Source organism: Neobacillus drentensis NBRC 102427 (assembly GCF_001591445.1).
GTDB classification, from domain to species: Bacteria; Bacillota; Bacilli; order Bacillales; family Cytobacillaceae; genus Neobacillus; species Neobacillus drentensis.
In genome coordinates this window covers 1-24920 of record NZ_BCUX01000013.1, presented here as the reverse complement: position 1 = coordinate 24920, position 24920 = coordinate 1, and the positions used below count along the sequence as shown (strand labels likewise).

The window sequence follows — 24920 nt, the reverse complement described above, 5'->3', positions numbered from 1 at the left end:
CTTTACAAAAAATGAGGTGAATTTTTTGAGCAAAACGATTAAAGCCAAAAACAACAAATTATGGATTATTGTATTGGTCTCCTCTTTTCTTGGGTTAATGGTGGATGCCATGGATGTCCAAATGCTTTCTCTTAGCCTTCCAGACTTAATGGAAGAATTCAAACTGACAAAAGTTGAAGCTGGAGCAATCGCAACTTGGTCAATAATCGGAATGTCCATTGGTGGATTGATAAGCGGATGGTTATCAGACAGAATTGGGAGAGTTAAAGTTATCACCTGGTCTATGTTGATTTTTTCCATCGGGACAGGATTTTTAGCTTTTGTACACACATATGAGCAATTTATCATTTTAAGATTTTTCACAGCATTAGGGTTGGGCGCAGAATTTGCCGTAGCCAATATGCTCGTCTCAGAATACGTTCCCACAGAGAAACGCACAACGATTGGCGGCTCTGTACAAGCCGGTTGGTCCGTTGGCTATCTTGTTGCTACAGTGGTTGCATCGCTCATTATGCCTAACTATGGTTGGCGCCCATTATTTTTAGTAGGGCTTATACCTGTCCTATTAGCCATTTATATGAGATTCACCATCCCAGAGCCCGAGGGATGGAAGGAAAGCGTTCAGAGAAAGAAAGAGCTGCGGAAAGCGAAAAAGCTTCAAAACGAATGGATTTCTCTTTTCAAAGAACCCCAAAATCGGAAAACCCTTTTACTTTGGGTTTTTACAGCTATTTTCTTACAATTTGGCTATTACGGAGTGAGCAGCTGGCTTCCTACTTATTTAATACAAGAGTTGCATTTAGATTTTAAGAACATGACTAGTTATCTTGTAGGTACTTATACAGCTATGATTATCGGAAAAATCATAACCGGTATTTTGGCTGACAAATTCGAGAGAAGAAAACTGTTTGCTATTGGTGCATTTAGTACGGCCTTTGCTATTCCTATAATTGTTCATTACCATACGGCAGAAAATATTGTGATCCTACTAACACTTTTTGGATTTTTATTTGGTATGCAACATGCAGTGAATGCAGTTTATATGAATGAAAGTTTTCCAACAGATATACGTGGAACGGCTGTCGGTGCAGCTCATAATATCGGAAGAGGAGGTTCTGCAATAGCACCTATTTTAATTGGGATGATTGCTATGAACCAAACAATTGGCTACGGATTTTTATTATTAGCAGTTGCCTATGCTTTAAGTGGACTCCTTCCAGCCCTATTTATTCGTGAAAAAATGTATGATCCTTTTGAAAGTGGCAGGGAACAGAATCATGAAAAAGAGGAATCTAAAGAAATAGCACAATAGTTTATACTAGAAGGGTTAAACCAATAAAGCATGTGTTTGTTTGACGGGGTAATCTCCCGAATTTCTGTGAAAGCAGTTAATTCGGGAGATTACTTTTTTGAATTAATTTTACAAAATTTAAAATATTCCGTTTAAAAACTCTCTTCATTAAGATATAATTTCTATAGTTACGTTAATTTATTTGACTAGATGTTCAAATAATTAACATTATTTACTCAAATTGAGCGTTTTCTGAAGTGTTTTTTTACGGGGGGATTGTTTTGGATTTTAAAATCATAATGACAGCTGGATACCCAGAAATGGTACAAATGATAAGAAGAATTGCCGCAGAATTAGAATTAAAGGTTACGGTTGTAGAGGGGATATTATTTGAAGCCGCTCAAGAGGTAAAAAATATTATTGATAAAGGTGGATACGAAGTCATTGTTAGTCGTGCCGGAACCGCAAAGGCAATAAGTAATATCGTAGATTTACCGATTGTATATAGTGATTCCGATCACTTTGACCTATTACAAGCATTTAAAAAAGCAAGAAAGTTAGGGGAAAAAATCTGTTTTATAACTTACCCTGAGAGCGGGTTTCTATTTAATTTTAACCAAATAATTGATTTACTTGGATTTCCCGTTACCATTCTGAAGTATAAAACATGGGGTGAACTCCTTAATCAAGTTAAAACAGCGAAAAAGATGGGAATAGATGTAGTTGTGGGCGGAGGTATACGTGCGTCAGAGGTTGCTCGCAATCATGGAATGCAAAGTATGAATCTAACAACTAGTGAACGAACTATTAAACGTTCCCTAATGCTTGCTTGTAAAGTAGCTAAAGATCGTTTAGTGATAAAAAAAGAAGCAGAACGATTAAAATCAGTGATCAATGTATCTGAAGAGGGTATTTTGTATGTTAATAAAAATGGTAAAATTGAAACATTCAATCCTGCTGCAGAAAAGATTTTTGGAATTAAAGAGAATTTGGTAATAGGTAAAAATGTTGAAGAAATTAATGACCATCAGCTCATCGACCTATTAAACCCTAAAAGGATATTTTCAGATAATAGTAATATTACTTTACAAAATATTAACGTGATCTATGAGCCAGTGATAGTAGAGAATGAAAGAATTGGAACGGTCATTACCTGTCGTGAAATAAAAAAAATTCAGCAATTGGAGAACAAAATCCGTCGTGAATTACATTCAAAAGGACTAGTTGCCCGCTTCACCTTGAACGATATTGTTCATACCGGGGAAAAAATGAATGATGTTATAAAACTTGCAGGAGAGTATGCAGCAACAAGCTCTACGGTTCTATTAATTGGAGAAAGCGGAACGGGGAAAGAATTAATTGCGCAAGGTATACATATCGAAAGTAAACGAAATGAGGGACCTTTTGTTGCTGTAAATTGTGCCGCCTTACCTGAAAACCTGTTAGAAAGTGAATTATTTGGTTATGCTGAAGGGGCCTTTACAGGAGCCAATAAAGGCGGACGTCAGGGAGTCTTTGAATTAGCTCATGGAGGAACAATCTTTCTGGATGAAATAGGAGAAATCCCTCACCATATCCAAACCCGTTTGTTAAGGGTACTTCAAGAAAAAGAGGTCATGCGCGTCGGGGGTGATAGGGTAACGCCTGTCGACATTCGGATAGTAGCGGCTACTAACCAAAATCTATGGGATTTAGTTGTCGAAGGAAAATTTCGTTCAGACCTTTACTTTAGACTTAGTGTTTTACATCTACAGGTCCCTGCTCTCCGTGAACGCCAAGAGGATATTCCTATACTTGTGAATACTTTCTTGAAACGTTTAGGGTCCATTTTGTGTTATGAGGATTTTTCAGAACAACTTAAGGCATTTTTTTTGTCTTATGCTTGGCCAGGTAATATAAGACATTTGGAAAACATAATAGAAAGATTTCACTTAAGGGTTCGGCACCCAAAGGATGAAAGTGCCTTTATAAAAGATGTCATTAAAGAAACGGAAAATCATTATTATTTAAAGCAAAATAGCAACACCTTAATTGTCGAAAATGGCACTATGGAAGATATTGAAAAACAAGTAATTGAACATATGCTAGACCTTCATCAAAATAATAAAAAACTTGTAGCAGAAAAGTTAGGGATCAGTCGTACTACTTTATGGAAAAAATTAAACGAAAAAGGACTTGAATCTTCTACTTAATCCTCCCATTTTATAAGAACGTTCATTTTGATTTGAGCGCCGAAGAAATTTCAGAGATATATTAATGCGCTGGGCAATTGAGCTGTTTTTTAGATGGATAAAACAACATCTAAGCATCAAAAAGTTCTACGGTTAAAGTGAATGAGTTAGATATAGCTGAAAAAACACATTAAAAGAGCCCTTCTATAACAGAAAGGCTCGCTACTCACTATTACATCTTAATCTTTTCTTACAAGTAGTGAACAGCACTCCACATGTGCGGAGTGTATTTGGCAACAAATGGGGTGCTGGTGAAGGATACCAATGTCAACTCAGCAATTGAACCTGGATATGCAGCAACCAGTTCTTAATATTTTCTTTCATCTTGGGCCGGTAATACCCGCCTACTTCTCTGTAAGCAAGATTCAAAGAGCTTAGAGATCTTATTTCGATTCCAGATATAAATTCAATGCTGAGTTGGTCACTAATCATTGTTATTCTATTTTAAAAAAGTCATTTGCATTGTAACATCTTGAAATATGTTCAGTTAATAATTTCGCCCTTGTTTTTAGCTAAATTTTCGTTCCATTCGCGTCGATCCGTAGTTGTCAGTTTCGCCCATTCTGTTACTTCACCAATAATTCTTAGAGGTTCTTTTGAACGATAAGAACGTGTTAAGTTACCAGGAAATTTTTTGTCAGTAACATTTGGGTCGTTTTCAAATTCACCTGTTGGTTCTATTATATAAACTCGTTCTCTTCCTTCTCCTTTTGCTAAAGCTGCTGCAAGTCCTGCGCCATTGACATTAGCAGTGAAATAAATGTGGTTCATTTTAAGCCCAGGTTTGTAATTTGAATTTCCACCTGCTGTTAGTAAATCACCAACCTTCAAATCTGCCTTTGTCCCATGGTAAAATAGTCCTACATCAGAAGGTGCACCCTTAGATGAATTTGACAATTCATAATTTCTTTTTGCATTCTCAGTATCACACAACTCCTCATAACATTTGGCAATGTTTAAATATAACGTTGAGTATGCACTCTTCACATTATCATCGTTTATTTTTAGTGCACACTGTAGAGATGTTTCCATCCATTTTAATTTGTCTGTAATACTCTTTTGTTGACGAGCTAAATGATAAGCTGCAATAAATCTTTCATAGTCGTCTGTTGCTTCGTGCCATGCTTTATGAAACACCTTGACTGCATCTTCAATATTTCCACTATCCTCCAATCCCATCCCACTCATACAGAGTTTAATCACGACGTTATTTGGATCAAATTTTATATTCATCTAATTACCTCCACTTTCATTAAAGGATCTCTTCGAATGTGAATCACAAATTCTTCATTAGAAGAGTGATAAACAAAAGTTCCCTCTTTAGCGCGAAAGAATTCTTTGTTTGCGTCCTATTCAGAAATAGTTCTTATTGGGGCTACTACATCGACAATCTTCTTGTCACCTTCTTCATGATAATCAAGAATTGAAACCAAAAGAAATTGATTTAGGAATAACTCCCTCGCTTCTTGCCATTTCATTTTAGCCAGCCCTCCTCTTACTTTTCCTTAAATTTATTATAATTGATTCAAAGGAAATATCATACAAAACCATAGAATGCTCAGCTACTTGTCACACATGCTCGAAATTATCACTCCTGTAATGTAAGCACCCTTTATATACTAAAACCCAGTCCTAAGATTGGGAATGTTTAAAGGATTTTAAAATGATCTTGATAACACACTCAACATATGTGGGTTGTTTTTAACAGATAATAAATATCTTAAAGGCGATTATACCTATTTTTATATAAATTCTTCATTATTTTACAGTTGGACAATACTGCGTAATAAAGATATTAAGAAAAAACGCGAAAAAAAATAACAAGTTTTTTAGTTATTCTTCCTAACCCATTGAAGTTATCTATTAACTTTGTTCAGTAAAGTGATGGCGATTGAATAACCAATAATTGGTGATACTCCATATCCCATGATTGGCATTGGGAAATTCCCAAAGAAAGTTGCAATGATCATTATTAGACAATAAGCTCCTAGTGATAAAGATAAAACAGTTTTTTTTCCCCCAAAAAAGAAGGGAAGCAATAATAATATAAGAGATATGACACCCAAAATAAGCCAGATAGTCCCCATATCTGCAACTAAAAAGATAATTTGTTCTACGTAAGGAACCGGAGTTAAATCATCAAGGAAGAGCCATGATAGAATAACAATAATAGCTGTAAGTGCTAGATAAAGTATCTTTAGCATAGTATTAGTAATCTTTTTCCAGATAATAACTACAGTAGCACATGCAAAAGCAGTTACTTGACTTGCATCTGGATGGAATAGCAATGTGATTAATGCGATGTAGGTCAGTAATACTGTATAAAATATAGGACGTTTTAATGATAAACGCCAAAGTTGAATAATTAGTAAAGGCAAAAAAATCACCGCTACATTAAATCTTATTGGTCCCAACGATACCCAACGATGAACACCATCTAATCCATTAAACAAAAATGGTAAAACTAATAAAAGTAAAATAATAATAGTAAAACTAAAATTATCCTGGTGTAAATAACTTTTCTTGTTTCTGATTAAAAAAGCACACCCCAAAATGGTTCCGAAAATCCAAACTATTATATTTTGAATCCAAATACTTGAGTCTACACCATATGATATCATTGCCAGTATCCCTATAATGATAGAAGGTATCATCAAAAAATAGGGCATGATGACTTTTAATTTATTGTTTTGCATACTTGTGGTGGCTCCTTTTTTGAAAGAACATAATTAACAACCTACATTATAATTGTTTTTCTTCATTTGTCATTAACAAATGAAGAAAAACAATTGCATTATCCCTTTGATAATGGGAGATGAATACTCTTGTGTCACAGTCTGAAAAAACTTTTCCAAAAGTGGTATATCTTTCAATGCGAAAGACAGCTATATCAAACTTTTTTTCATTATTCTCAGTCGGAAGATGTCTAAGATTATTCTATGTAAATTCGAAGAGGTGTTTGTTTAAAATTGGAGAACTAGTAAAATAGACAAATAAATGGAGGGTCTATTTATGGTGAAAAATCGTTCCGTACCAACTGATCACATCCTTCCGCATGTTTATTATGAGAACGTTGCTGATGCCTTAGCTTGGTTAACTTCAGTGTTCGATTTCGTCGAAGACTATCATTTCAATCTCCCCGATGGACAACTTCATGGTGTGATGATACATAAAGGTAATGCCTGGGTCATGCTTAAAAATTCGGGCCGAACAATGACAAGCCCTAGTAAACTTGGACTCCAAACGCAGTCCCTTATGGTATTCGTCAACAATGTAGATGTGCATTATAGGAATTCGATATCTTCGGGTGCACGCATTTTGGAGGAGATTTTCAACACGGAATACGGTGAGCGTCAATATTCAGCCCAAGATTTAGAGGGGCATGTATGGACTTTTTCGGAGCACGTTAAAGACGTTAGTCCTGTTAGCTGGGGAGGGAAGATAGCTAACGAGAGGACAGAATCCACGAAGAAATAAAACTATTTTGGAAGATGGCATCATATATGATGCTTTAGCGTTTTCAATAAGCTAAAGCAGCAATCAATAATTATCTTAATCTTCCGTAATCGGGCACGTTTGTGGAGGATCCATTAGCCTAACTCTTCGCTAAAATACGGAGGGATTAGGCTTTTTTTTACTTTTTAAACTCTTTAACGTTAACACATTTTCCAGACGATACCCATAGACAAATGCATTGGCGATAAGCGGTATGTCGGTTTGCTTTCGCGGGTAAAAAACATGACAAACGAAGTAATTCTTTTGCCTATGTTCACCCATTATATAAATTTTTCTATAAGTGCAAATATATACGCTGTATTTCTTGATTTTCTACTAGCCTCATGTCTTATCCCTTTCACCATTTACCCAGCGATCGTGGTAGGAGTATATAAGTAAAAATCATTTTTTGAGATTGGTCTACGCATTGATAATTTACTTGATGGTGTATAGATTGTTGCCTTATCTACATATAATTTACCTTTATCAGTTGACGCATTAAACCAAAGACCTGTTGTTGTTTGTAATTCAATGCCCACAGTCGTAAGTTTTGATATAATGCTATTCCACATTAATTCTCCATTCATTAACTTTACCCCTCCATTATTTTCTTATATGTCTTTAACCTAATATTTATTAGGGAACTTCTCTTTACCCAGCAGCCATAGGTATTTATCGATATCCTTCAATGTACACGGTTCAAGCTCATAAAAAGTTCTAAACTGAAGAAGAATATTTTTAAACTCTATATATCTTTTTAATTCATCATTCTTAAAATGAAAAAAATTATCCATTTCCCTAAAATAGCGAAGGGCTTTATCAACGTAGCTATCATATATAGGAAACTCCGTTGGGTTATGGTGACTACAATACTTGGTGGCAAAGGAATAAAAATTCTTTACCGTTCCATTATCCATCTGTACCTTGGCAATCTCATTTACAAGTGTAACGCATAATGCGATATTAATTGATTAACTTCTCCCAATATGCTCATCTTCCAAGCCATGGATTAGGATTTCAATTTTTGGCTCTAGCCCTCGATCCAAAATACGTCTAATAAGCCGACTCTTTTCTATATCTTCAGTGTCAGATAAATGGGAAAATACTCTATTCGCTATACCTTTTCCAACATAAAATATTTCTTCAGTTTCCGGGTCGGAGTAAATATAAACATAATATTTTAATTTATTCAAAACCTCTTTAGAGAATTGTTTAATCATATGCTCCCTCTCCCTTTTTTGCTTCTGAACAAATCCATACTTTTACTTACACATTTTCTATGTCCGCTAGATACTTTCCCATTAATTCTTCAGCTTTTTTAATACCATCCTCAGTTAAATAAACTGACTTTGACCGGGTACTACCTCGGAGCAATTCCTCATCTGTTAGTTCATTTAAGATATCAAACGGATACCCCTTCCAACTTCTCCTCATCTCTCCAGGAAGATCATTTTCTTTCCATGATGTTAAGTATAGCAATAACAGAGTAAGCTCCTTAATCTTTTCCTCCATGTCCAACAAAATCCTTACTACACCAGTATTAACTTCAGCTTAATAGAAATGACAGGAAATTATAATATTGTTTTCAAACTAAAAAAACAGACCGACTTGAAAACACTTCAAATCAGCCCTTGTTAAGTTGGGTGCCTGTCACGACTCGAAGAGTGCCAAATCTTGTCTAAAATCAATCCCTTTCTGAGCTACGCAAAAAGCCTACTCCGAAGAATAGGCATAAATTCTATATATATTACTTTACAAGAATGAGTTGCACAACACACTCAACATGCGCCGTATGCGGGAACATGTCCACTGGTTGAATATACTTTACCTCATATTTTGCACCTAAGTCCTGAATGTCTTTAGCCAATGTAGATGGATTGCACGAGATGTAAATGAGCTTTTTGGGTTCTGCCTGAAGAATAGTTTGGATTAATTGCCCCTCGAGGCCTGTTCTAGGTGGATCGACGACAATGACATCTGGCTTCCAACCCTTTTTGACCCATTTAGGAAGAACTTCCTCCGCTTTTCCCGGTACATATTTTGTATTGGTAAATCCGTGACGCTTCGCGTTTTTCTTCGCATCCTCAATCGATTCCGTGATGACGTCCATCCCACGAACTTCAGCTGCCTGGTTTGCAAGCCACAACCCAATTGTGCCCACTCCACAATAGGCATCGAGGACTTTTTCTTGACCCGTCAGTGCTGCTGCTACTTTCACTTCGTTATAGAGCTTTACCGTCTGAACAGGGTTTAACTGGAAGAAGGTCCTTGCTGAAAGCTCGAATTGTAAATCTCCGAGTGTCTCTTGGATAAAATCCTCACCAGCCAATGGTAATGTTTCTTCTCCAAAAATAAGTGAAGTTTTTTGTCCATTAATGTTCTGAACGATCGATTTCACATTCGGAAGCCGTTTTTGAATTTCCTGAATGATGATGTCCACTTTTGGCAATTCTTTTTGTGTGGTAATCAGAACGATTTGCAGCTCTCCTGATTGAATGCCGACACGCGTGACAATGGTTCGGATAATACCTTTTCTGGATTTTTCATTATAAATAGGAATTTTTAATTCCTCTAAAATTTGTTTAACTTTTGCTGTTCCTTCATTTGTTTGTGCGTGCTGGACTGCACATTTGTCAATGTTAATCAATTGATGGGAATTAAGGCCATACAATCCGGCTAGGACCTTGCCATCAACCGCCTTTACTTGAAAACTGCTCTTGTTTCTATATCCCCAAGGGTCTTCCATACCAATGGTTTCACGGATATCGAGCTTGCTAATGTCAACTTTGGTATGGCGCTCAAGTGATTGAATGATAATATCACGTTTTTCCTTAAGCTGTTGATCGTATTTCAAGTGCTGCAGCTGGCATCCTCCGCATTGATCATAAACCGGGCAAAGTGGCAGGACGCGATGCGGCGATTTAATGCGAATTTTTTTTATTTTTGCCTCAGCAAATTTAGGGTTAATCTTTGTTGCCTCGACGACAACTTCTTCTCCTGGAAGGGCTCCTGGTACAAAGACAACCTGCTTTTTAAAATAGCCTACGCCTTCCCCATTAATTCCAAGCCTTTTAATGGTGAGCGGAAAGGTTTGATTCAGTTCGATTTTGATATTTTGATCAGTTTTCATCTATTTCACTCCAAATTATTCCATAAATTCAAAATAGCATTTTAATTTTCCCCGTATTATAGCATGTTTCATACAAAAAAACCGAATTCCATCTGAAATTCGGTTTTTTTAGATGTTGTTACTTAGTCGCGGATCTTCTTTTTCTAAAGTAGAAATACATAATCCAAACATATTGAATAACTAGAACGATTAATATGCCAAGTACAAAAAAGTGATAGGCTTGCAGCTCTTTTTCAAACCGAATAAAAATGATTCCAATAATATTGACAAGTGCTGCGAATAAAACCACTCCGCCTCCTTTTTTTAGCAACAGGAGGGCTAAACACACGATTGTCCCCACAATCAAAAGGTACATAAGAAGATGCACAATAAAAGGAGTAAATAAAGTTGATTCAAATTCTTGTTTTTTATAGGTTAGATATCTGGCAACTCCCATTTTTTTAGATGATAGATTTTCAAGGACGATGGCTAAGATAATACCCGAAAATTGAAGTAGAAAAACCAGCAAGTAGGTTATTTTTTTTATCATAGTAAGATCTCCTTTGCCGATAGAAAAAGACAATACCAATATTCGGATTGTCTTTTTCCAAAAGATATTATTTCTTGTTTGGTTCACCCTTTTCAACAGGATTGGAAGAATCCATACTCCATTCATTCCAACCACCATCGTAAAGTGAAATATTTTTTAAACCTAAAACATCTGCATAAAATAATACTTCGGCAGCTCTCCAACCGGTTCCGCAATAAAAGGATAGCTTATTGTCAGGATTAATTCCATCTTTTTCCCACATAGCCAAAACATCTGACCCGTTCCTCATCGTATGATCAATATTTCTAAAATCCTCAAGATTGCTTGAATCAGAACCAGCATGTCCCCATACTGCACCCGCAGGACGCCCTTTTGGTTTAATATAATCATAACCTGATATTTTCCCGATGTATTCATCCCAACTTCTAATATCCACTAATGTGCTCGTAGATTTATTAGCAAGAATTTCTTTTGCTTCTGCCAGGTCAATAATATAATCCGGATTAGCAGGTACGGTTGCTCCAAACGTTGGAACTGACTCTTTAGAATTCACCTTTGTTTCAACATCGTATTTAGCATTTTTCCAAGCAGTATATCCACCATTTAGAACTCTTACATCTTTAACACCCATATATTTCAAAATCACCGCAACACGAAATGCCGGCATGGAATCACTGCCATAGAGAACAACTGTTGTATCTGTTGTAATTCCATTTATTAATGCAAACTTTTCAAGTTCTTGATCTTGCAGACGATTCCAAACTGGTCCTTCCTCCACTTCGTCCGTATTAATATGGACAGCCCTAGGAATATGGCCAGTTTTATAATCCTTCGCTTCATCGCCCCAGCTGACTTCAAAAATTTTGTAAGGCTTTCCGTTATTTTTATTAGTCTTTAGGTCATTAACCCATGCTGGTGGCACCAGCATTTCGTAATTCGGATAGTTTTCCATTGCCAAGTCTTGATTGGCTGCCCATTCCTTCACATCATATTTATATAGGTTTTTGAATCCTTCACCTTTTAGATATTCTGCAACGCTTTGAGCATCTTTCCCATTGGCATCGTAAAGAACGACTTTTTTATCGGAAGTAATCCCTTTACTTTTCAGTGTATCTGATAATTTTTTATTTTTTTGATCAGCTTCTACATTTAGCCAGTTAGCAGAAAAATCTACAGCACCCTTAATATGGCCGCCCCTTTCCACTCCATCTAACGCCCAACCATTAAATGCATCATTCGATCTTGTATCAACAATTACCCAGTCGTTTTTTCCAATATTCGCTTTTAAGTCCTCTGTTTTAATAGATTCTGCTAAATTGGTAGAATCCTTTTTATCAGCCTTTTCATTGCTTGACTTTGAAACATTTGAGCATGCTGCTGATAAGATTAATAAACAGCTGAACAAAAGAAATAGGATTGCTTTTCTATGAAGTACCATTAACGTTATTCCTCCTAAAATTTACGTGTTACAAATATTGATTCCTTAACCATTATAAATAAATGAATTTCTTAAATAAATTCATTCTATCCATCAGACCAATGCTATTGAATCGCTTTTATAATTAGAACTATGGCCGTATTGTTTTCAACGCAAAAAATAAACCGAATTCCAGATAAGAATTCGGCCTTTATTTTATAAAATTTACACTTTCCCCAAATAGCTTCGGGTTATATTTAGAAAGATTATTTGCCCGTTATTACTATATTTATCGAATAAATTTGATAGAGCATTCCGGAAGTTTTCATACTCGTTTTCATTCTTTTTGGGAGAATAGGAAGCGGACAAATATCTGCCCAGAAATCCTTCAAAATCTAATTCCAAGTCATTTCGAAAACTTTTGAACTCATAAGTTCCATCTTTAAAAAATTGTTGGTAAACTTCCGGAGTTTCGTCAATTCCGCCACTAAACCCTTTAAAATTAGGACAGTACTTTTGGCAAATTTCTGCACTTTTCTGGTTTAACTCACTTGCTCCATCTCGACTATTCCATACTAGCACTACCTTTGCTTGCGGTTTCAATATCCGTTTACATTCCAATCTGAACTTCTCTTTATCAAACCAATGAAATGCCTGTGCAACCGTAACTAAATCAACACTTTTATCTTTGAGAGTCGTTTGCTCAGCCTCACCTTTTACCGAAATAAACCGGACTTTCTCTTTTAACAATTGTTCTGCTTTCTTCCTCATATCATCGTTTGGTTCTACCCCAATAACAGTCAGGTTTCTTTCAAGTAATTGTCTACTGAATATGCCTGTCCCTGAACCAATATCTGCAATGGTAGAATTCTCATTTAACATCGTTGCAGCCAGCAAGTAATCAACATACTCATTGGGATAATTGGGACGATATTTTTCATAAACCTCTGCCTTGTCCGTAAATTTTTCTGTGGATTTCATTAAACATTCCTCCCCCCTGGATAATATTGTATATTAAGAAATAAATCATGAAAAGGCGAATTTAATTAAAATTCGCCTTTAGCTTTAATTATTTTTTTATCGGAAATTTATCTAGGCTTTTGAACTTGTAGCCTTTTTTCTTTAAGTCCTGAATAACCTTTTCAAGTGCATCGGCATTATCCTTTGAGACTGTGTGTAAAAGGAGAATACAGCCGGGATGGACCTGCTTCATAATATTATCGTAAGAATATTGCCAGCCTTTTTGCGCGTTTACATTCCAATCGACGAAAGCGAGTGACCAGAAAACATGAGTGAATCCCTGTTCTTTAGCAATCTGCATCGTTCTTTCACTAAATACTCCTCGTGGCGGCCGAAGGTATTTCATTTCTTTTTGACCAGTTAATTCTTTGGTTTTGACGCGGACCTTTTCCAGTTCTTCACGAATCCTTTGGTCACTAACGGTTGTCAGGTCCGGATGATGCCATGAATGGTTGCCGACAATATGTCCTTCTTTTACCATCCTTTTAACTATATCCCCTGCGGAAAGCAAGTAATGCCCCGTGACAAAAAATGTGGCAGGAACCTTTTCCTTTTTTAAGATATCAAGAATCTGTGGGGTATAGCCTTGTTCATAACCGTTATCAAAGGTCAGGTAAAGAATCCTTTTATTGGGGTCACTTTTATAAAAAGCACCATATTTTTCGATTACCTGATCAAGCTCGGCCCCTGCTTCCGCAGGCTGTTCGTTTGCCCCTTTTTTAAAGCCCCAATGAATTGGCTGATTTGATACAGCCGCATATGTACTCTGAGGTATTAATAAAAAAAGCATACTGAGGATGCACAATAATCTTCTCATCCATATTCCCCCTATTTTTTGTTTAATTTTATTGTTTGTTTTTAATTGGAATATCATGATTGGTTAAAAAAGGAAATGTTGGCTGATGGTAGATTCGGCCTTTTTTCGTACCCGTATGGGGAAAATTTAGTTTTGGTAGAAATGATGTGGTTGCTCTTGAAGATGGCAAGAGAAGAAATGACCGTATTTCCGGATTGCTAAATGAGGGTCTTATCAGCAAGAAGTAATCGCTTAATATTACACATTTTTCGGAGCTTACTACATAATTCCAGACTTTTACTACCTATTTTACAAAACTTACGACATCTACTGGATATTAATTGGAAATTATATCACCCCCACGATAATTACTACATATTTTTTGGTTCTTATTACATAATTCCAAGTCTTTATTACATATTTTCCAAAACCTACTACATAATTCCAGACTATTATTACATATTTCACAAAACTTACGACATTTCCTGGATATTTATTGGGAATTTCCTCAACCTCACTAGTGCATAAAAAATAGGCACCTATACAAAGCGCCTATCTCAAAGATATCCTATTTAAAAACCGGTTCCTTAAACTGAGCTAATTTCTCCAATGAAGATTTATCGACGTCTGCGTGTAAGCTGTTTCCGTGCGAGTCCATTGTAACTACGGCTGTGAAGCCCTCTACACGTAGATGCCACATGGCTTCTGGGATTCCGAATTGCATTAAATCGACACCTTCAACTGCTTTAATGCAATCTGCGTAATACTGGGCCGCACCGCCAATCGCATTTAAGTACACGCCGCCATGCTCTTCTAAAGCAGCCAAGGTTTTCGGACCCATTCCGCCTTTGCCGATAACAGCGCGGATGCCGAACTTCTTCATGATATCGCCTTGGTATGGCTCCTCCCGAATACTGGTTGTCGGTCCGGCAGCTTTAACATGCCACTCACCGGCCTCATCCTTCAGCATGACTGGCCCACAGTGATAAATAACTTGTCCATTCAAATCAACCGGTGCGTCGTGATCGCTTAAATATTTATGGATTGCATCACGGCCTGTATACATCATGCCGTTAATTTGAACGACATCGCCAACTTTAAGAGAACGAATCTGTTCTTCGGAAATTGGCGCTTGCAGCGTGATAACATCCTCAGAATTAGCTGCTGTTTCCTTCGCCGCCTCTCCTTCGGCAAAATCAATGAATTCTCCGTCTTGGTACATCCACTCATTAATTTCACCAGAAATAGGATCCACACTCACGCCTAAACGGCGGAATGCCCAGCAATTGTAGGCAACAGACACATAGAAGCTTGCAGGGATACGATTCATTACACCGACTTTACAGCCCAAAAGTGTTGCCTCCCCGCCAAAGCCCATGGTGCCAATTCCTAATTTATTCGCATTTTCCATCACATACTCTTCTAATTTGCGAAGATCTTCATTTGGGTTCACATCTTCTACCGAACGGAATAGCTGTTCTTTGGCTAAATCGTATCCGGAGGAACGGTCACCGCCAATACCGACACCGATAAACCCAGCACTGCAGCCTTGTCCTTGAGCTTGATAGACAGAATGCATAACACACTTGCGAATGCCATCAAGGTCACGACCAGCACGGCCTAGGCCGTCAATCTCACACGGCAGGCTGTATTGAATGTTTTTATTTTCACAACCGCCGCCTTTTAAAATCAGACGAACGTCGATATAGTCTTTTTCCCATTGGTCAAATTTGATGACCGGCACTCCTGCACCAAGATTGTCACCACTGTTTTCTCCGGTTAGCGAATCAACCGAGTTCGGGCGCAATTTTCCTTCTTTCGTCGCCAACACAATGGCATTACGAATCGCTTCTTTGATTTCTAACTGATTCACACCAACCGGCGTTTTAATTTTAAAAGTTGGTAAACCAGTGTCCTGGCAAATGGGTGACACTTGATCGTCCGCCATTTTAATATTGTTGGTAATCGTCGCAAGGCTCATGGCTGCACTGGTTCCGGCATTTTCTATTTCCTTCGCCCTTTTAACAGCCCGGCGTACATCCTTAGGAAGTTTTGTAGAAGTTTCAACGACTAGCTTGTACATGCTTTCTTGAAATTTAGTAATATTCAATTCGAGTACCCCTCTCCCAATGTTCCCCAGTAATCTTTTTCAATTTTACAATTTTTTGCACGTTTATATTATACTCCTAAAACCACTTGAATTAAAGGATTAGCTTGGAATCGTTTACTTGTTTGCTAAAGGAAATAAATTCAATAAAAAAAGCCTGTTGATTAAACAGACTCACTCACTTCACGGTTATTAAATTCTCTGCATTTAGATTCCATATCATCTAACATTGAAATTAAGCGGTCAATATCCTCGAGATCCGTATCCTCCGGATCAATGGCATCGAGCACATCAATGAACATATTTAAGCGTTGTTTTAAAAAATTGACTTGTGTATTTTTATCTTCAATTGGACTACCCAAGCGGTTTCACTCCTTTTCGTTAACGTTCTCATCCTACCGAAAAATTGATCCTTTGACAATCAATTAATCATATTTTGCCCTATTTTTTAAAAATAAAAAGACCCCCACGATCAGGAGTCCATTTAAATCATTATCAGCGTGGCCGTTCAGATGCCGCAAAGCCAAAGGAAACATAGTCCTGCACCGGGATCCAAGCTCCAATCCCTTGCGAGGTGACATTTTTAATCACGATAAACTTTTTACTTCCTTTTAGCATTAAGTAAACTTCTCCGTAGGTTACTTTACCTTTTTCATTTACACCCGGTGCATAGGCAAATAAATAGCCCAAGCGGTTCGGCGGGATGTTATAAATATGGTCATTCTTCGTGCCTGCACCAATAATCGTATCGAATGAAAGGGGAAGTTGCGTTTTTTCCATTGCCTTTAATAGCATCATTTTTTTCACATCTTCAGCATTGGCGATTTTAGCAGTCAGCCCGCCTCTGATAATCTTTTGCGACTCCTGAACATATTTGATCTGATAGGGTACTTTCCCGCCGCGATTATCAAAGTAGTTGGTGTTAATCTTTTGGAACTCCCAATTTGGGGAGGTCTCAGTGGATTCATAATTCAAGGGCCACTGACCTAAGTAAACGATGGCACGATAACCAATCGCAAATGGTGTGCTATTAATACTTGATTCATTCAGCATCCGTATTAAATCCGGATTTTCAATCTTGACCTTGGAAGAATTAATCAACTTCTTCGTTAAATCACTGGGTTGCAATAATGGCAGGTCCTGGGTCGAATTCGGATACGTATTTTCCTTAGTAATATTCCGAACCGAAGGCGGGACTTGGTATTTTACCGCGACTTTTTTCACCGGGACCTTTTGGGCGTAGGCAGACGGAATAAAAGTTAACATTAATAGCATGGTTATTAGAATAGAGATATTTCTCTTCACGAGCGAAACTCCTTTCACTAAATAGCATTAATCAGTCTGCTACTAGTTTTTTCGGAGTTGATATATTTTATCCATCCTAGTAATAATTTCAATATTTCGCTTGAAGACGCACCATTAATTTTTCAAAAAATGGAAAAAACAATTGAATGGCAGGTCCAACCGTAAACGTAATAACTATAGTTCCGTATGAAATAGGACCGTTTAGGAAAAATGCTGGAATTAAGGCGGTAATTTCCCCAATTGTCTTCGCAACCATTAAATTCACATGAAACCGTTCCTTTATCGCTAACATAAAATTATCAATTGGACTTTGTGGGAACTTGGCCTGAATATAAATAGATGCACCAAATCCAATGATCAAGATCCCAATCAATAACATCCCAATTTTCCCTATCAATTGGTTGACTTCAAATAATTCAAAAACAGTACCCAACCAAAAATCAACCAGAGAACCGATGATTATAATGGTTAGCAGCGAAAGCAAATCCGGTCTTTTTTTCAATAATAAAGACACAACGATGACTAAGACTGCCCCGTCAATCATCACCCATTTTCCCACCGATAACCCAACCTTTTCCGTTAGGCTGACATTTAAGGCATCCCATGCTCCTACACCGATTTCTGCTACTTTAATTGTCATACAAACACCGAAAGTCATAATTGCTAAACCGAAAATGAAAAATAGAGCTCTAATAAGTAATTTCATGTGTCGCTCCTTTTTTTTTTGAAAAAGTAACATAAGTGTAATAATCAGAACATTTACAAAATTTTAATTTTATTTTATAATAAACTTAATCTACCAAGTAAGGAGGGCCGTACTCAATTCGCTTACCATTAACCTATTTATTCATAAGGAGGTTGGGATTCCCGTCTTATATGAGATTCAACACTCGTGTTCATGTATCTAAATTAACATGAAGGATGGTGATTGATGGCCCAGAGAAAAGCGATTGATACTTAACCCTACAAAAAGCTATTTTTCATTATATCACACGTAAGGTGATTTACTCTGTACATGAAGGAATTTAAAATGTTATAAATTTAAAAAGAGACTCCAAGCCACCATTAGGCTTAGAGTCTCTTTTTAATGTGAATTAGAGTAAGTAAAAGCCGATTCCCATAATCAAATAGGCAGCCATTAAAGTTAACCCTTCAAACCAATTGGATTCGCCGTCGTTAGAGATGACTACCATCAGGAGTACCGATGAAACCATTGCAATTAATTCCTGCCAGCTAAAAAGAAGCGGCATCGTGGTTTCAAAGAATAGAGAAACAAGGACAAGTACGGGTAAAACAAACATGGCCACTTGCAAGGTAGAACCAATTGCGATTTCTACCGCAATATCCATTTTGTTTTTAAAGGCCATGACTACCGCCGAGGCATGTTCTGCTGCATTACCAACAATCGCCACGATAATCACCCCAATAAACAATTCAGACCAACCGAGTGTTTCTCCAACATATTCAAAGGTATGGACAAGGTGTTCAGAAATGTATGCAACTGCTATTGTGGCCACAAAAAGGACAGCAATCGCCTTCCCTTTACTCCATTCCGGTTCTTCTTCCTCATGTACCGGTTTTTCATTACCGTGCTGATACACACCTCGATGGGTTACCAGCTTAAAGAATAAAGCAGCCAGATAAAGGATAATCAGAATGATTGAAATTCCGATACTTAAAGAAAGAGTTTTCGTTTCATTCATGTGCATCGAAAAAACTTCCGGAATGACAAAGGCAATAATAACAGCAAACATAAGCAGTCCTGAATTGTGTCGAGCATCGTATACATTAAAAGATTGTCGCTTAAATTTTATGCCCCCAATAAAAAAAGATAGTCCTGCCACAAGAAGTAAGTTTCCGAGCACGGAACCCGTTAATGAGGCTAGCACAATGCCAATAAGTCCAGCCTTCAATGAAAAGATAGAAATAATAAGCTCTACTGCATTACCAAAGGTGGCATTTAATAGTCCGCCAATTCGCGGCCCTGCCACGATGGCAAGACTCTCTGTTGCCCTCCCCATAAAACTGGCTAATGCTACGATCGTTAAACAATAAATGATAAATAAAATGATATTAGACCAATGCATAAGTGATCCAATCACTGAAAGTGGTACCCCAATAAGTGTCATAAGCATAAAAATCCTGTTCACTGTATTCCCTCCATAATCTATATGTAATCTGCTTAACATCTCTACATATCATTTTTTTCCTTTTATTCCTTAATTTACCTAATAGACACACAAATGTCTAGGTAAGATTTTTCACTTGCAAATGGAAGTTTTTCTCGGTACCATCATTTAGGTACTATTAAAAATAATGAATGACCTTTCAGAATTGAGGAAGTTCTATGAATAAAAATAACCATCGTTTCTGGATATTGGTAAGTATCGTGGCTATTTCTGGTTTTTCGCAAGGAATGCTGTTACCGCTTATTGCAGTCATTTTTGAGCAAAGTGGCGTCTCTCCTTCATTAAATGGCTTAAATGCCACAGCACTCTATATCGGAATTTTACTTGTGTCCCCTTTTATGGAAATGCCGCTCCGAAAATACGGGTATAAACCAGTGATTATCTTTGGAGGGGCGCTCGTCATTGTCTCACTCGCTTTGTTTCCATTATGGAAGACCTTTTGGTTTTGGTTTGCCCTAAGGTTGCTGATTGGCATTGGCGACCATTCCCTCCATTTTGCCACACAAACGTGGATCACTTCCTCTTCTCCGGCTGCAAGAAGGGGACGAAACATTTCACTATATGGCCTGTTTTTTGGGATTGGTTTTGCCTCTGGTCCTCTAATGACACCATTAGTAAACGTAAATCAATCGCTGCCCTTTATTGTCTCCTCGATTTTATGTTTTATTGGCTGGGTGTTTGTTTTTACTCTTAAAAATGAACTTCCTGAACAGGAAGCTGGTATCAATTCATTCTTAGCAACGATCAAACAGTTTAGGAAGGCATTGAAATACGGTTGGGTTGCTTTCTTGCCGCCCTTTTCATACGGCTTCTTAGAATCCTCCTTAAACGGCAGTTTTCCTGTCTATGCATTAAGAATGGGTATAGACGTAACCAGTGTTTCCATGGTGTTAGCGGCTTTTGCCGTCGGTAGTATTATTACCCAACTGCCATTAGGAATCATTAGCGATAAGTATGGGCGCAAAAATCTCTTAATAACTATTCTTTTTTTGGGATTTTTCAGCTTTACAGCAGCCAGTTTCCTGGAGCACTCCTTTGTTGGACTGTTTGTAGCTTTCCTCATTTCTGGGATGATAGTCGGTTCTACCTTCTCGCTCGGTATTAGCTACATGACCGATTTGGTTCCAAAGAGCCTTCTTCCGACAGGAAATTTACTATGTGGGATCTTTTTTAGTCTTGGGTCTTTAAGTGGACCTATCATTGGGGGATTGTTCATTAAATTCTCCGAAAATGTGAGTTTCTTCTATATCATTAGCACAATGCTTTTAGCCTTATCTATTATCATCTTCGCTTTTGGAAAAAAAACTTTTTTGGCTTTCGAACAACAAAAATCTTAATCCCTATTATGGAGCAAATTCATATCTTAAGCATAAAATATGTGGTAAGATAAAGGTAAATAAAGTGAAATTTAAGAATGTTGCTGTCATCTCTTTGATGACAGCTTTCGTGTTTTTTAAGGGGATTGACTTTGATTATTCTTATCAATTAGATAATGGGGAGGGAGATTCATTGAATACCGAAGCAAAGGCTCTAACAAAGAGTATAAACAAAGTAGGTTTCTTAGAAAAAATTAAACCGCACGCAGAATTAATTGCGGCTGGTTTAAGTGGTGGATTTATCGCAGCTGGCTGGATCCTTGATAAGTATGGAGATGGTGCGGATTCAATCATTGCTTACCTTCTGGCTTTTGTTATTGGTGGATTTGCAAAGGCAAAAGAGGGTATTGAAGCGACCTATGAAAATAAAGAATTAAATGTTGAAATGTTAATGATTTTTGCTGCAATCGGATCAGCCATTATTGGTTACTGGACAGAAGGTGCTATGCTCATTTTCATTTTCGCTGTTAGTGGAGCATTAGAAACCTATACCATGAATAAAAGCCACAAAGAAATTTCCTCTTTAATGAAGCTTCAGCCAGATGAAGCCTTGCTTATCTCAAGTGGTTATGAAAAAAAAGTTCCAGTTTCAGTGCTTCGTGTCGGTGATCTTATTTTAATTAAGCCTGGGGAACGTGTCCCTTCTGATGGCATGATCATCAAAGGACACACGAATATCGATGAAGCAGCGATAACGGGAGAATCTATGCCTGTTTCAAAGGGGGCAGAGGAAACTGTATTTGCCGGAACGGTTAACATGACTGGCGCAATTACAGTCCAAGTTACAAAAGAAAGTCATGATACCCTATTTCATAAAATTATTCAACTCGTTCAATCTGCTCAAAGTGAGAAATCTCCCAGCCAGCAGTTTATTGAACGTTTTGAAGGAACCTATGTAAAAGTAGTTCTATCAGTTGTGTTACTGATGTTCTTCCTTCCACACTTTATATTAGGCTGGAGTTGGCAGGAATCCTTTTACAGGGCAATGATTTTATTAGTGGTTGCATCCCCCTGTGCCCTAGTTGCTTCCATTATGCCGGCCACTTTATCTGCCATCTCTAATGGGGCAAGGCATGGGATATTGGTTAAGGGCGGGGTTCATCTTGAAAATTTAAGCCATCTTGGGGCAATTGCTTTTGACAAAACGGGAACACTTACCAAAGGAAAACCGGAAGTAACTGAAGTGTTTGTTAAAGAAGGGCTTGATAAAAAGGATCTTATTTGGAAAGCAGCTTCAATTGAAAGCCATTCGAACCACCCGCTCGCAAACGCGATTGTGAACTACGTGAAATCGAACATCACCAAGGAACTACTTTATCCAGAAAGCCTTGAGGATGTACCAGGCTGGGGTGTTCGGGCGACCATTAACGGAGAACAGTGGAAAATTGGTAAGGCTGCCTTTGTTGACAATGAACATATTGACACATTTGCTGAAGGTAAAGCAAGAGACCTTGCAAGTCTTGGCAATACACTTGTATTTATTGAGATAAACGGTGAACTGAGTGCAATCATTGCCATGAAGGATGTCGTGCGCGAGGAAACAAAGCTTGCGATTGACCATTTAAGAAAGCAAGGTATCCATACAGTTATGCTGACAGGTGATAGTGAGAAGACAGCTCATGCGATTGCCAATGAAAGCCATGTCGATGAATTTTTCGCCGAATGCTTACCCGAGGTCAAAGTCGAAAAACTTAAGAGTTTGAAAGCAAAGTTTCAAACAGTGGCGATGGTTGGTGATGGGATTAATGATGCACCTGCATTGGCAATTGCTAATGTCGGTATTGCCATGGGCGGTGGCACGGATGTTGCCCTTGAGACTGCGGATATTGTCCTAATGAAGAATGACTTGCCGCGAATTGCCGAGGCGATTGATCTTTCGAAGCGTATGAATAGAATTATTAAGCAAAATGTTATTTTCTCCATCACCGTTATCATGCTCTTAATTTCATCGAATTTCTTTCAGATGCTCGATTTGCCCTATGGAGTAATCGGTCATGAAGGCAGTACTATTTTAGTTATTCTAAATAGCCTAAGATTATTAAAATAAACCATAAGAAGACCGGATGAAAATTCATCCGGCCTTTTTTTATAGGGATTGTAACCCATTAGTGATAGCCATTTGAGCCGTTCGCAGAACTGGAAGTTTTATTTCCTTTACTTCCCTTACCTTTTTGTTTTGTACCGCCATCTTTTTTAGTCTTCTTTGTCATGTTAGTGACCTCCCTGAAGTTAAATTAATTAGCCTTCTATCTTAGTTTAAACAGATGGGCTATTTTCATGAAGGTAACTATTAGCAGTTTTTACGGCTTTTTTCACTATAAAAGGCATTTATTTCTCCACCTAAAATAATAATAAATGCCGATATGTACAACCAGATCATTAAGACAATTATTGCCCCAATACTGCCATAGGTTAGCGAATAATTACTGATATTTCCCACATAAAATGTTAAGCCAAGCGAGGAAATAATCCATCCAATGGTTGCAAAAGCGGCCCCCGGAAAGGCACTACGGCATTTTAATTTTACATTCGGTGCAATCCAATACAATCCTGTAAAAATTAGGAACAAAATAATCGCACTAACCAGCCTGCTAAGCGTATCCCATAACTTAATAAATTCTGTGGTATAGCCCATTCGAGAAAATAAAAATAGACCTATTTCTCTGCCGAATATTGGAAGAACAATCGCAAGAATTAGAACCAAAATCATTCCAAAGGTTAATAGAATAGCCATTCCTCTAGAAACTATAAATGAGCGGCTCTCTTTGACGTTGTATGCCTTATTTAATGCCTTTACAATGGCCTCGATTCCGTTTGACGCCGACCAAATTGTACCGATGATCCCGAACGAAAGCAGACCGCCATTCCGGTCGTTCATAATATCATGGACATTTTTCTCAATAAGGTCCATTGCCTCCACTGGTGCAAAATCTCTTATCAGCCCCAGCATATCTTGATGAGGTATCGGAATATAAGGCAAAAGTGTAAATAGAACAATCAGGAGCGGAAATAAGGACAATAGAAAGTAATAGGCCAACTGTGCACTTAATCCAGGAAGATCATCTTCATCGATTCTATGCCAAAGTAATTTCAGTAAAGAAGAGCGGACATTCCCCCCCTTTTCCATTTCCATCCTCCTTTTAATGAATTTTTTCTTCTTCTCCCACCACTTCTGCTAATAGGAGTTCTTCGTCACTTTTTGTGAAGGCATCCTTCGTTTCTTTCAAAATGTCAGTTACCTGAGGGGTTATTTCTCGGAACTCCTCCACTTTATCTGTTATGTAAGTGATGTCTTCACTGACCTGCTTAACGGTAGTCTTTAATTTCTCTGCCGTCTCCCTTACCTTTTCAGTTACCTCTCCGGGATTTTTCAAAACATAGGTCACCTTACTAGTGGTTTTTTGTACATTTTCACACATTACTTCGCGTGTTTGTTTATCTAATAGGCTGATCGCCCCGCCAGCAAGTGCCCCGAGTAACATTCCGCGCCAAAATTGATTTTTCTTTATCATGTTAACGTCTCCTTTAATCATTATTATTATCATTAAATTACCACATAAAAAAAATACCAAACTCCCTCTTTCATTTATTTTGCTTCATAGCGGATTTCGACGCAAGTCCAGTTGATACTTTTATCCACTTTTTTGGCTAAACTAATTGGAGTTATTCGAGGATGTTTATATTGACATATAATTTTCAACATGAAAAGATGAATATATTAATTCGAAAAGGGTGACCGAAATGAATTTATCTGAAAAATCGATTGAGAATGTCGAATATATGATTGAACAAATAAAGGAAAAACTTAAGGTTCTGAACCTTGGCGCCATAAAGCCTTCTCATTTTGATGAAGAAATGTACGAGGAATTAAAAGAGATTTATGACATGGTACTTAGAAAGAATTCATTTAGTCCCAATGAAATGCAGGCATTAGTGGAAGAATTGGGAAGCCTTCGAAAAAAATAAGTCAAAAACCCGTTATTTCATATTAATGGATTCATGTGAGGTGCAAAATGGTTAATCACAAACCAAAT

The 24920-nt window shown here is 37.5% G+C and carries 24 protein-coding genes and 3 pseudogenes; 7 read left to right on the top strand and 20 right to left on the bottom strand.

Annotated features, from left to right (window positions below; translation table 11 throughout):
* Window positions 1-25: 25 nt before the first annotated feature.
* The 3 genes and pseudogenes from BDR01S_RS08040 to BDR01S_RS25270 form a co-directional block, all read left to right on the top strand.
* Window positions 26-1312 (top strand): MFS transporter, encoded by a 1287-nt coding sequence (locus tag BDR01S_RS08040; protein WP_235846518.1) that lies wholly within the window; start codon window positions 26-28, stop codon window positions 1310-1312.
* A gap of 260 nt (window positions 1313-1572) precedes the next feature.
* The gene (locus BDR01S_RS08035; protein ID WP_066363109.1) at window positions 1573-3483 is read left to right on the top strand and encodes a sigma 54-interacting transcriptional regulator; all 1911 of its coding nucleotides are present in this window, start codon (window positions 1573-1575) and stop codon (window positions 3481-3483) included.
* Window positions 3484-3509: 26 nt separating this feature from the next.
* A pseudogene (locus BDR01S_RS25270) lies at window positions 3510-3616 on the top strand (transposase); the annotation flags it as partial.
* 96 nt (window positions 3617-3712) lie between these two features.
* Here BDR01S_RS25270 and BDR01S_RS26475 read toward each other — a convergent pair.
* The 4 genes and pseudogenes from BDR01S_RS26475 to BDR01S_RS08020 form a co-directional block, all read right to left on the bottom strand.
* A pseudogene (locus tag BDR01S_RS26475) lies at window positions 3713-3900 on the bottom strand (hypothetical protein); the annotation flags it as partial.
* A gap of 105 nt (window positions 3901-4005) precedes the next feature.
* On the bottom strand, window positions 4006-4419 hold the full coding sequence (gene arr, locus BDR01S_RS26725; protein WP_066259718.1) for an NAD(+)--rifampin ADP-ribosyltransferase: 414 nt from the start codon (window positions 4417-4419) through the stop codon (window positions 4006-4008).
* Between the two features lie 332 nt (window positions 4420-4751).
* A pseudogene (locus BDR01S_RS08025) lies at window positions 4752-5000 on the bottom strand (hypothetical protein).
* A gap of 378 nt (window positions 5001-5378) precedes the next feature.
* Entirely contained in the window at window positions 5379-6218 is an 840-nt protein-coding gene (locus BDR01S_RS08020; protein ID WP_066251310.1) for a hypothetical protein, read from the bottom strand.
* Window positions 6219-6519: 301 nt separating this feature from the next.
* On the opposite strand from BDR01S_RS08020, the gene BDR01S_RS08015 reads away from it, so the two are divergent.
* Entirely contained in the window at window positions 6520-6999 is a 480-nt protein-coding gene (locus BDR01S_RS08015) for a VOC family protein (RefSeq protein ID WP_157406124.1), read from the top strand.
* A 383-nt stretch (window positions 7000-7382) separates the two neighbouring features.
* Here BDR01S_RS08015 and BDR01S_RS08010 read toward each other — a convergent pair whose 3' ends face one another.
* From BDR01S_RS08010 to cax, 14 genes are all read right to left on the bottom strand, one after another.
* Entirely contained in the window at window positions 7383-7604 is a 222-nt protein-coding gene (locus tag BDR01S_RS08010) for a hypothetical protein (RefSeq protein ID WP_066251306.1), read from the bottom strand.
* Window positions 7605-7643: 39 nt separating this feature from the next.
* A complete protein-coding gene (locus BDR01S_RS25710; RefSeq protein WP_501193413.1) occupies window positions 7644-7979 on the bottom strand; it encodes an HI_0787 family protein in 336 nt (111 codons plus the stop codon).
* Between the two features lie 9 nt (window positions 7980-7988).
* Window positions 7989-8237: a hypothetical protein gene (locus BDR01S_RS08000; protein WP_066251304.1), complete on the bottom strand. Its 249-nt coding sequence runs from the start codon at window positions 8235-8237 to the stop codon at window positions 7989-7991.
* Between the two features lie 46 nt (window positions 8238-8283).
* The gene (locus BDR01S_RS07995; protein WP_066251300.1) at window positions 8284-8529 is read right to left on the bottom strand and encodes a DUF6429 family protein; all 246 of its coding nucleotides are present in this window, start codon (window positions 8527-8529) and stop codon (window positions 8284-8286) included.
* Between the two features lie 235 nt (window positions 8530-8764).
* Window positions 8765-10147, bottom strand: a complete 1383-nt coding sequence (rlmD, locus tag BDR01S_RS07990; RefSeq protein ID WP_066251299.1) for a 23S rRNA (uracil(1939)-C(5))-methyltransferase RlmD — start codon at window positions 10145-10147, stop codon at window positions 8765-8767.
* A 118-nt stretch (window positions 10148-10265) separates the two neighbouring features.
* Complete coding sequence (locus BDR01S_RS07985) at window positions 10266-10676, bottom strand: hypothetical protein (RefSeq protein ID WP_066251297.1); 411 nt, start codon at window positions 10674-10676, stop codon at window positions 10266-10268.
* A 67-nt stretch (window positions 10677-10743) separates the two neighbouring features.
* The gene (locus BDR01S_RS07980; RefSeq protein ID WP_066251295.1) at window positions 10744-12114 is read right to left on the bottom strand and encodes a sulfurtransferase; all 1371 of its coding nucleotides are present in this window, start codon (window positions 12112-12114) and stop codon (window positions 10744-10746) included.
* A gap of 204 nt (window positions 12115-12318) precedes the next feature.
* Window positions 12319-13074: a class I SAM-dependent methyltransferase gene (locus BDR01S_RS07975; RefSeq protein WP_066251290.1), complete on the bottom strand. Its 756-nt coding sequence runs from the start codon at window positions 13072-13074 to the stop codon at window positions 12319-12321.
* Window positions 13075-13162: 88 nt separating this feature from the next.
* Window positions 13163-13930 carry a delta-lactam-biosynthetic de-N-acetylase gene (pdaA, locus tag BDR01S_RS07970; RefSeq protein ID WP_066251288.1) on the bottom strand — a complete coding sequence of 256 codons (768 nt, stop codon included), beginning with the start codon at window positions 13928-13930 and terminating at the stop codon, window positions 13163-13165.
* Window positions 13931-14477: 547 nt separating this feature from the next.
* Window positions 14478-16019, bottom strand: a complete 1542-nt coding sequence (locus BDR01S_RS07965) for a fumarate hydratase (RefSeq protein ID WP_066251286.1) — start codon at window positions 16017-16019, stop codon at window positions 14478-14480.
* Between the two features lie 161 nt (window positions 16020-16180).
* On the bottom strand, window positions 16181-16378 hold the full coding sequence (locus tag BDR01S_RS07960; protein WP_066251284.1) for an SE1561 family protein: 198 nt from the start codon (window positions 16376-16378) through the stop codon (window positions 16181-16183).
* A gap of 133 nt (window positions 16379-16511) precedes the next feature.
* Window positions 16512-17321, bottom strand: coding sequence for a YfkD famly protein (locus BDR01S_RS07955; RefSeq protein WP_066251281.1), 810 nt, complete (start codon window positions 17319-17321; stop codon window positions 16512-16514).
* 88 nt (window positions 17322-17409) lie between these two features.
* The gene (locus BDR01S_RS07950; protein WP_066251279.1) at window positions 17410-18027 is read right to left on the bottom strand and encodes a YczE/YyaS/YitT family protein; all 618 of its coding nucleotides are present in this window, start codon (window positions 18025-18027) and stop codon (window positions 17410-17412) included.
* Between the two features lie 388 nt (window positions 18028-18415).
* Window positions 18416-19456, bottom strand: a complete 1041-nt coding sequence (gene cax / locus BDR01S_RS07945) for a calcium/proton exchanger (protein ID WP_418303038.1) — start codon at window positions 19454-19456, stop codon at window positions 18416-18418.
* A gap of 212 nt (window positions 19457-19668) precedes the next feature.
* Here cax and BDR01S_RS07940 point away from each other — a divergent pair, with 212 nt between their 5' ends.
* Entirely contained in the window at window positions 19669-20847 is a 1179-nt protein-coding gene (locus BDR01S_RS07940; protein ID WP_066251272.1) for an MFS transporter, read from the top strand.
* Window positions 20848-21019: 172 nt separating this feature from the next.
* A complete protein-coding gene (locus BDR01S_RS07935) occupies window positions 21020-22933 on the top strand; it encodes a heavy metal translocating P-type ATPase (RefSeq protein ID WP_066259716.1) in 1914 nt (637 codons plus the stop codon).
* Window positions 22934-23176: 243 nt separating this feature from the next.
* Here BDR01S_RS07935 and BDR01S_RS07930 read toward each other — a convergent pair whose 3' ends face one another.
* Window positions 23177-24013, bottom strand: a complete 837-nt coding sequence (locus BDR01S_RS07930; protein WP_066251271.1) for a YihY/virulence factor BrkB family protein — start codon at window positions 24011-24013, stop codon at window positions 23177-23179.
* A 13-nt stretch (window positions 24014-24026) separates the two neighbouring features.
* On the bottom strand, window positions 24027-24398 hold the full coding sequence (locus BDR01S_RS07925) for a YtxH domain-containing protein (protein WP_066251267.1): 372 nt from the start codon (window positions 24396-24398) through the stop codon (window positions 24027-24029).
* Between the two features lie 229 nt (window positions 24399-24627).
* Between BDR01S_RS07925 and BDR01S_RS07920 the strand changes: the two genes are divergently transcribed.
* Window positions 24628-24852, top strand: a complete 225-nt coding sequence (locus tag BDR01S_RS07920) for a DUF1128 domain-containing protein (RefSeq protein WP_066251264.1) — start codon at window positions 24628-24630, stop codon at window positions 24850-24852.
* Window positions 24853-24920: the final 68 nt, after the last annotated feature.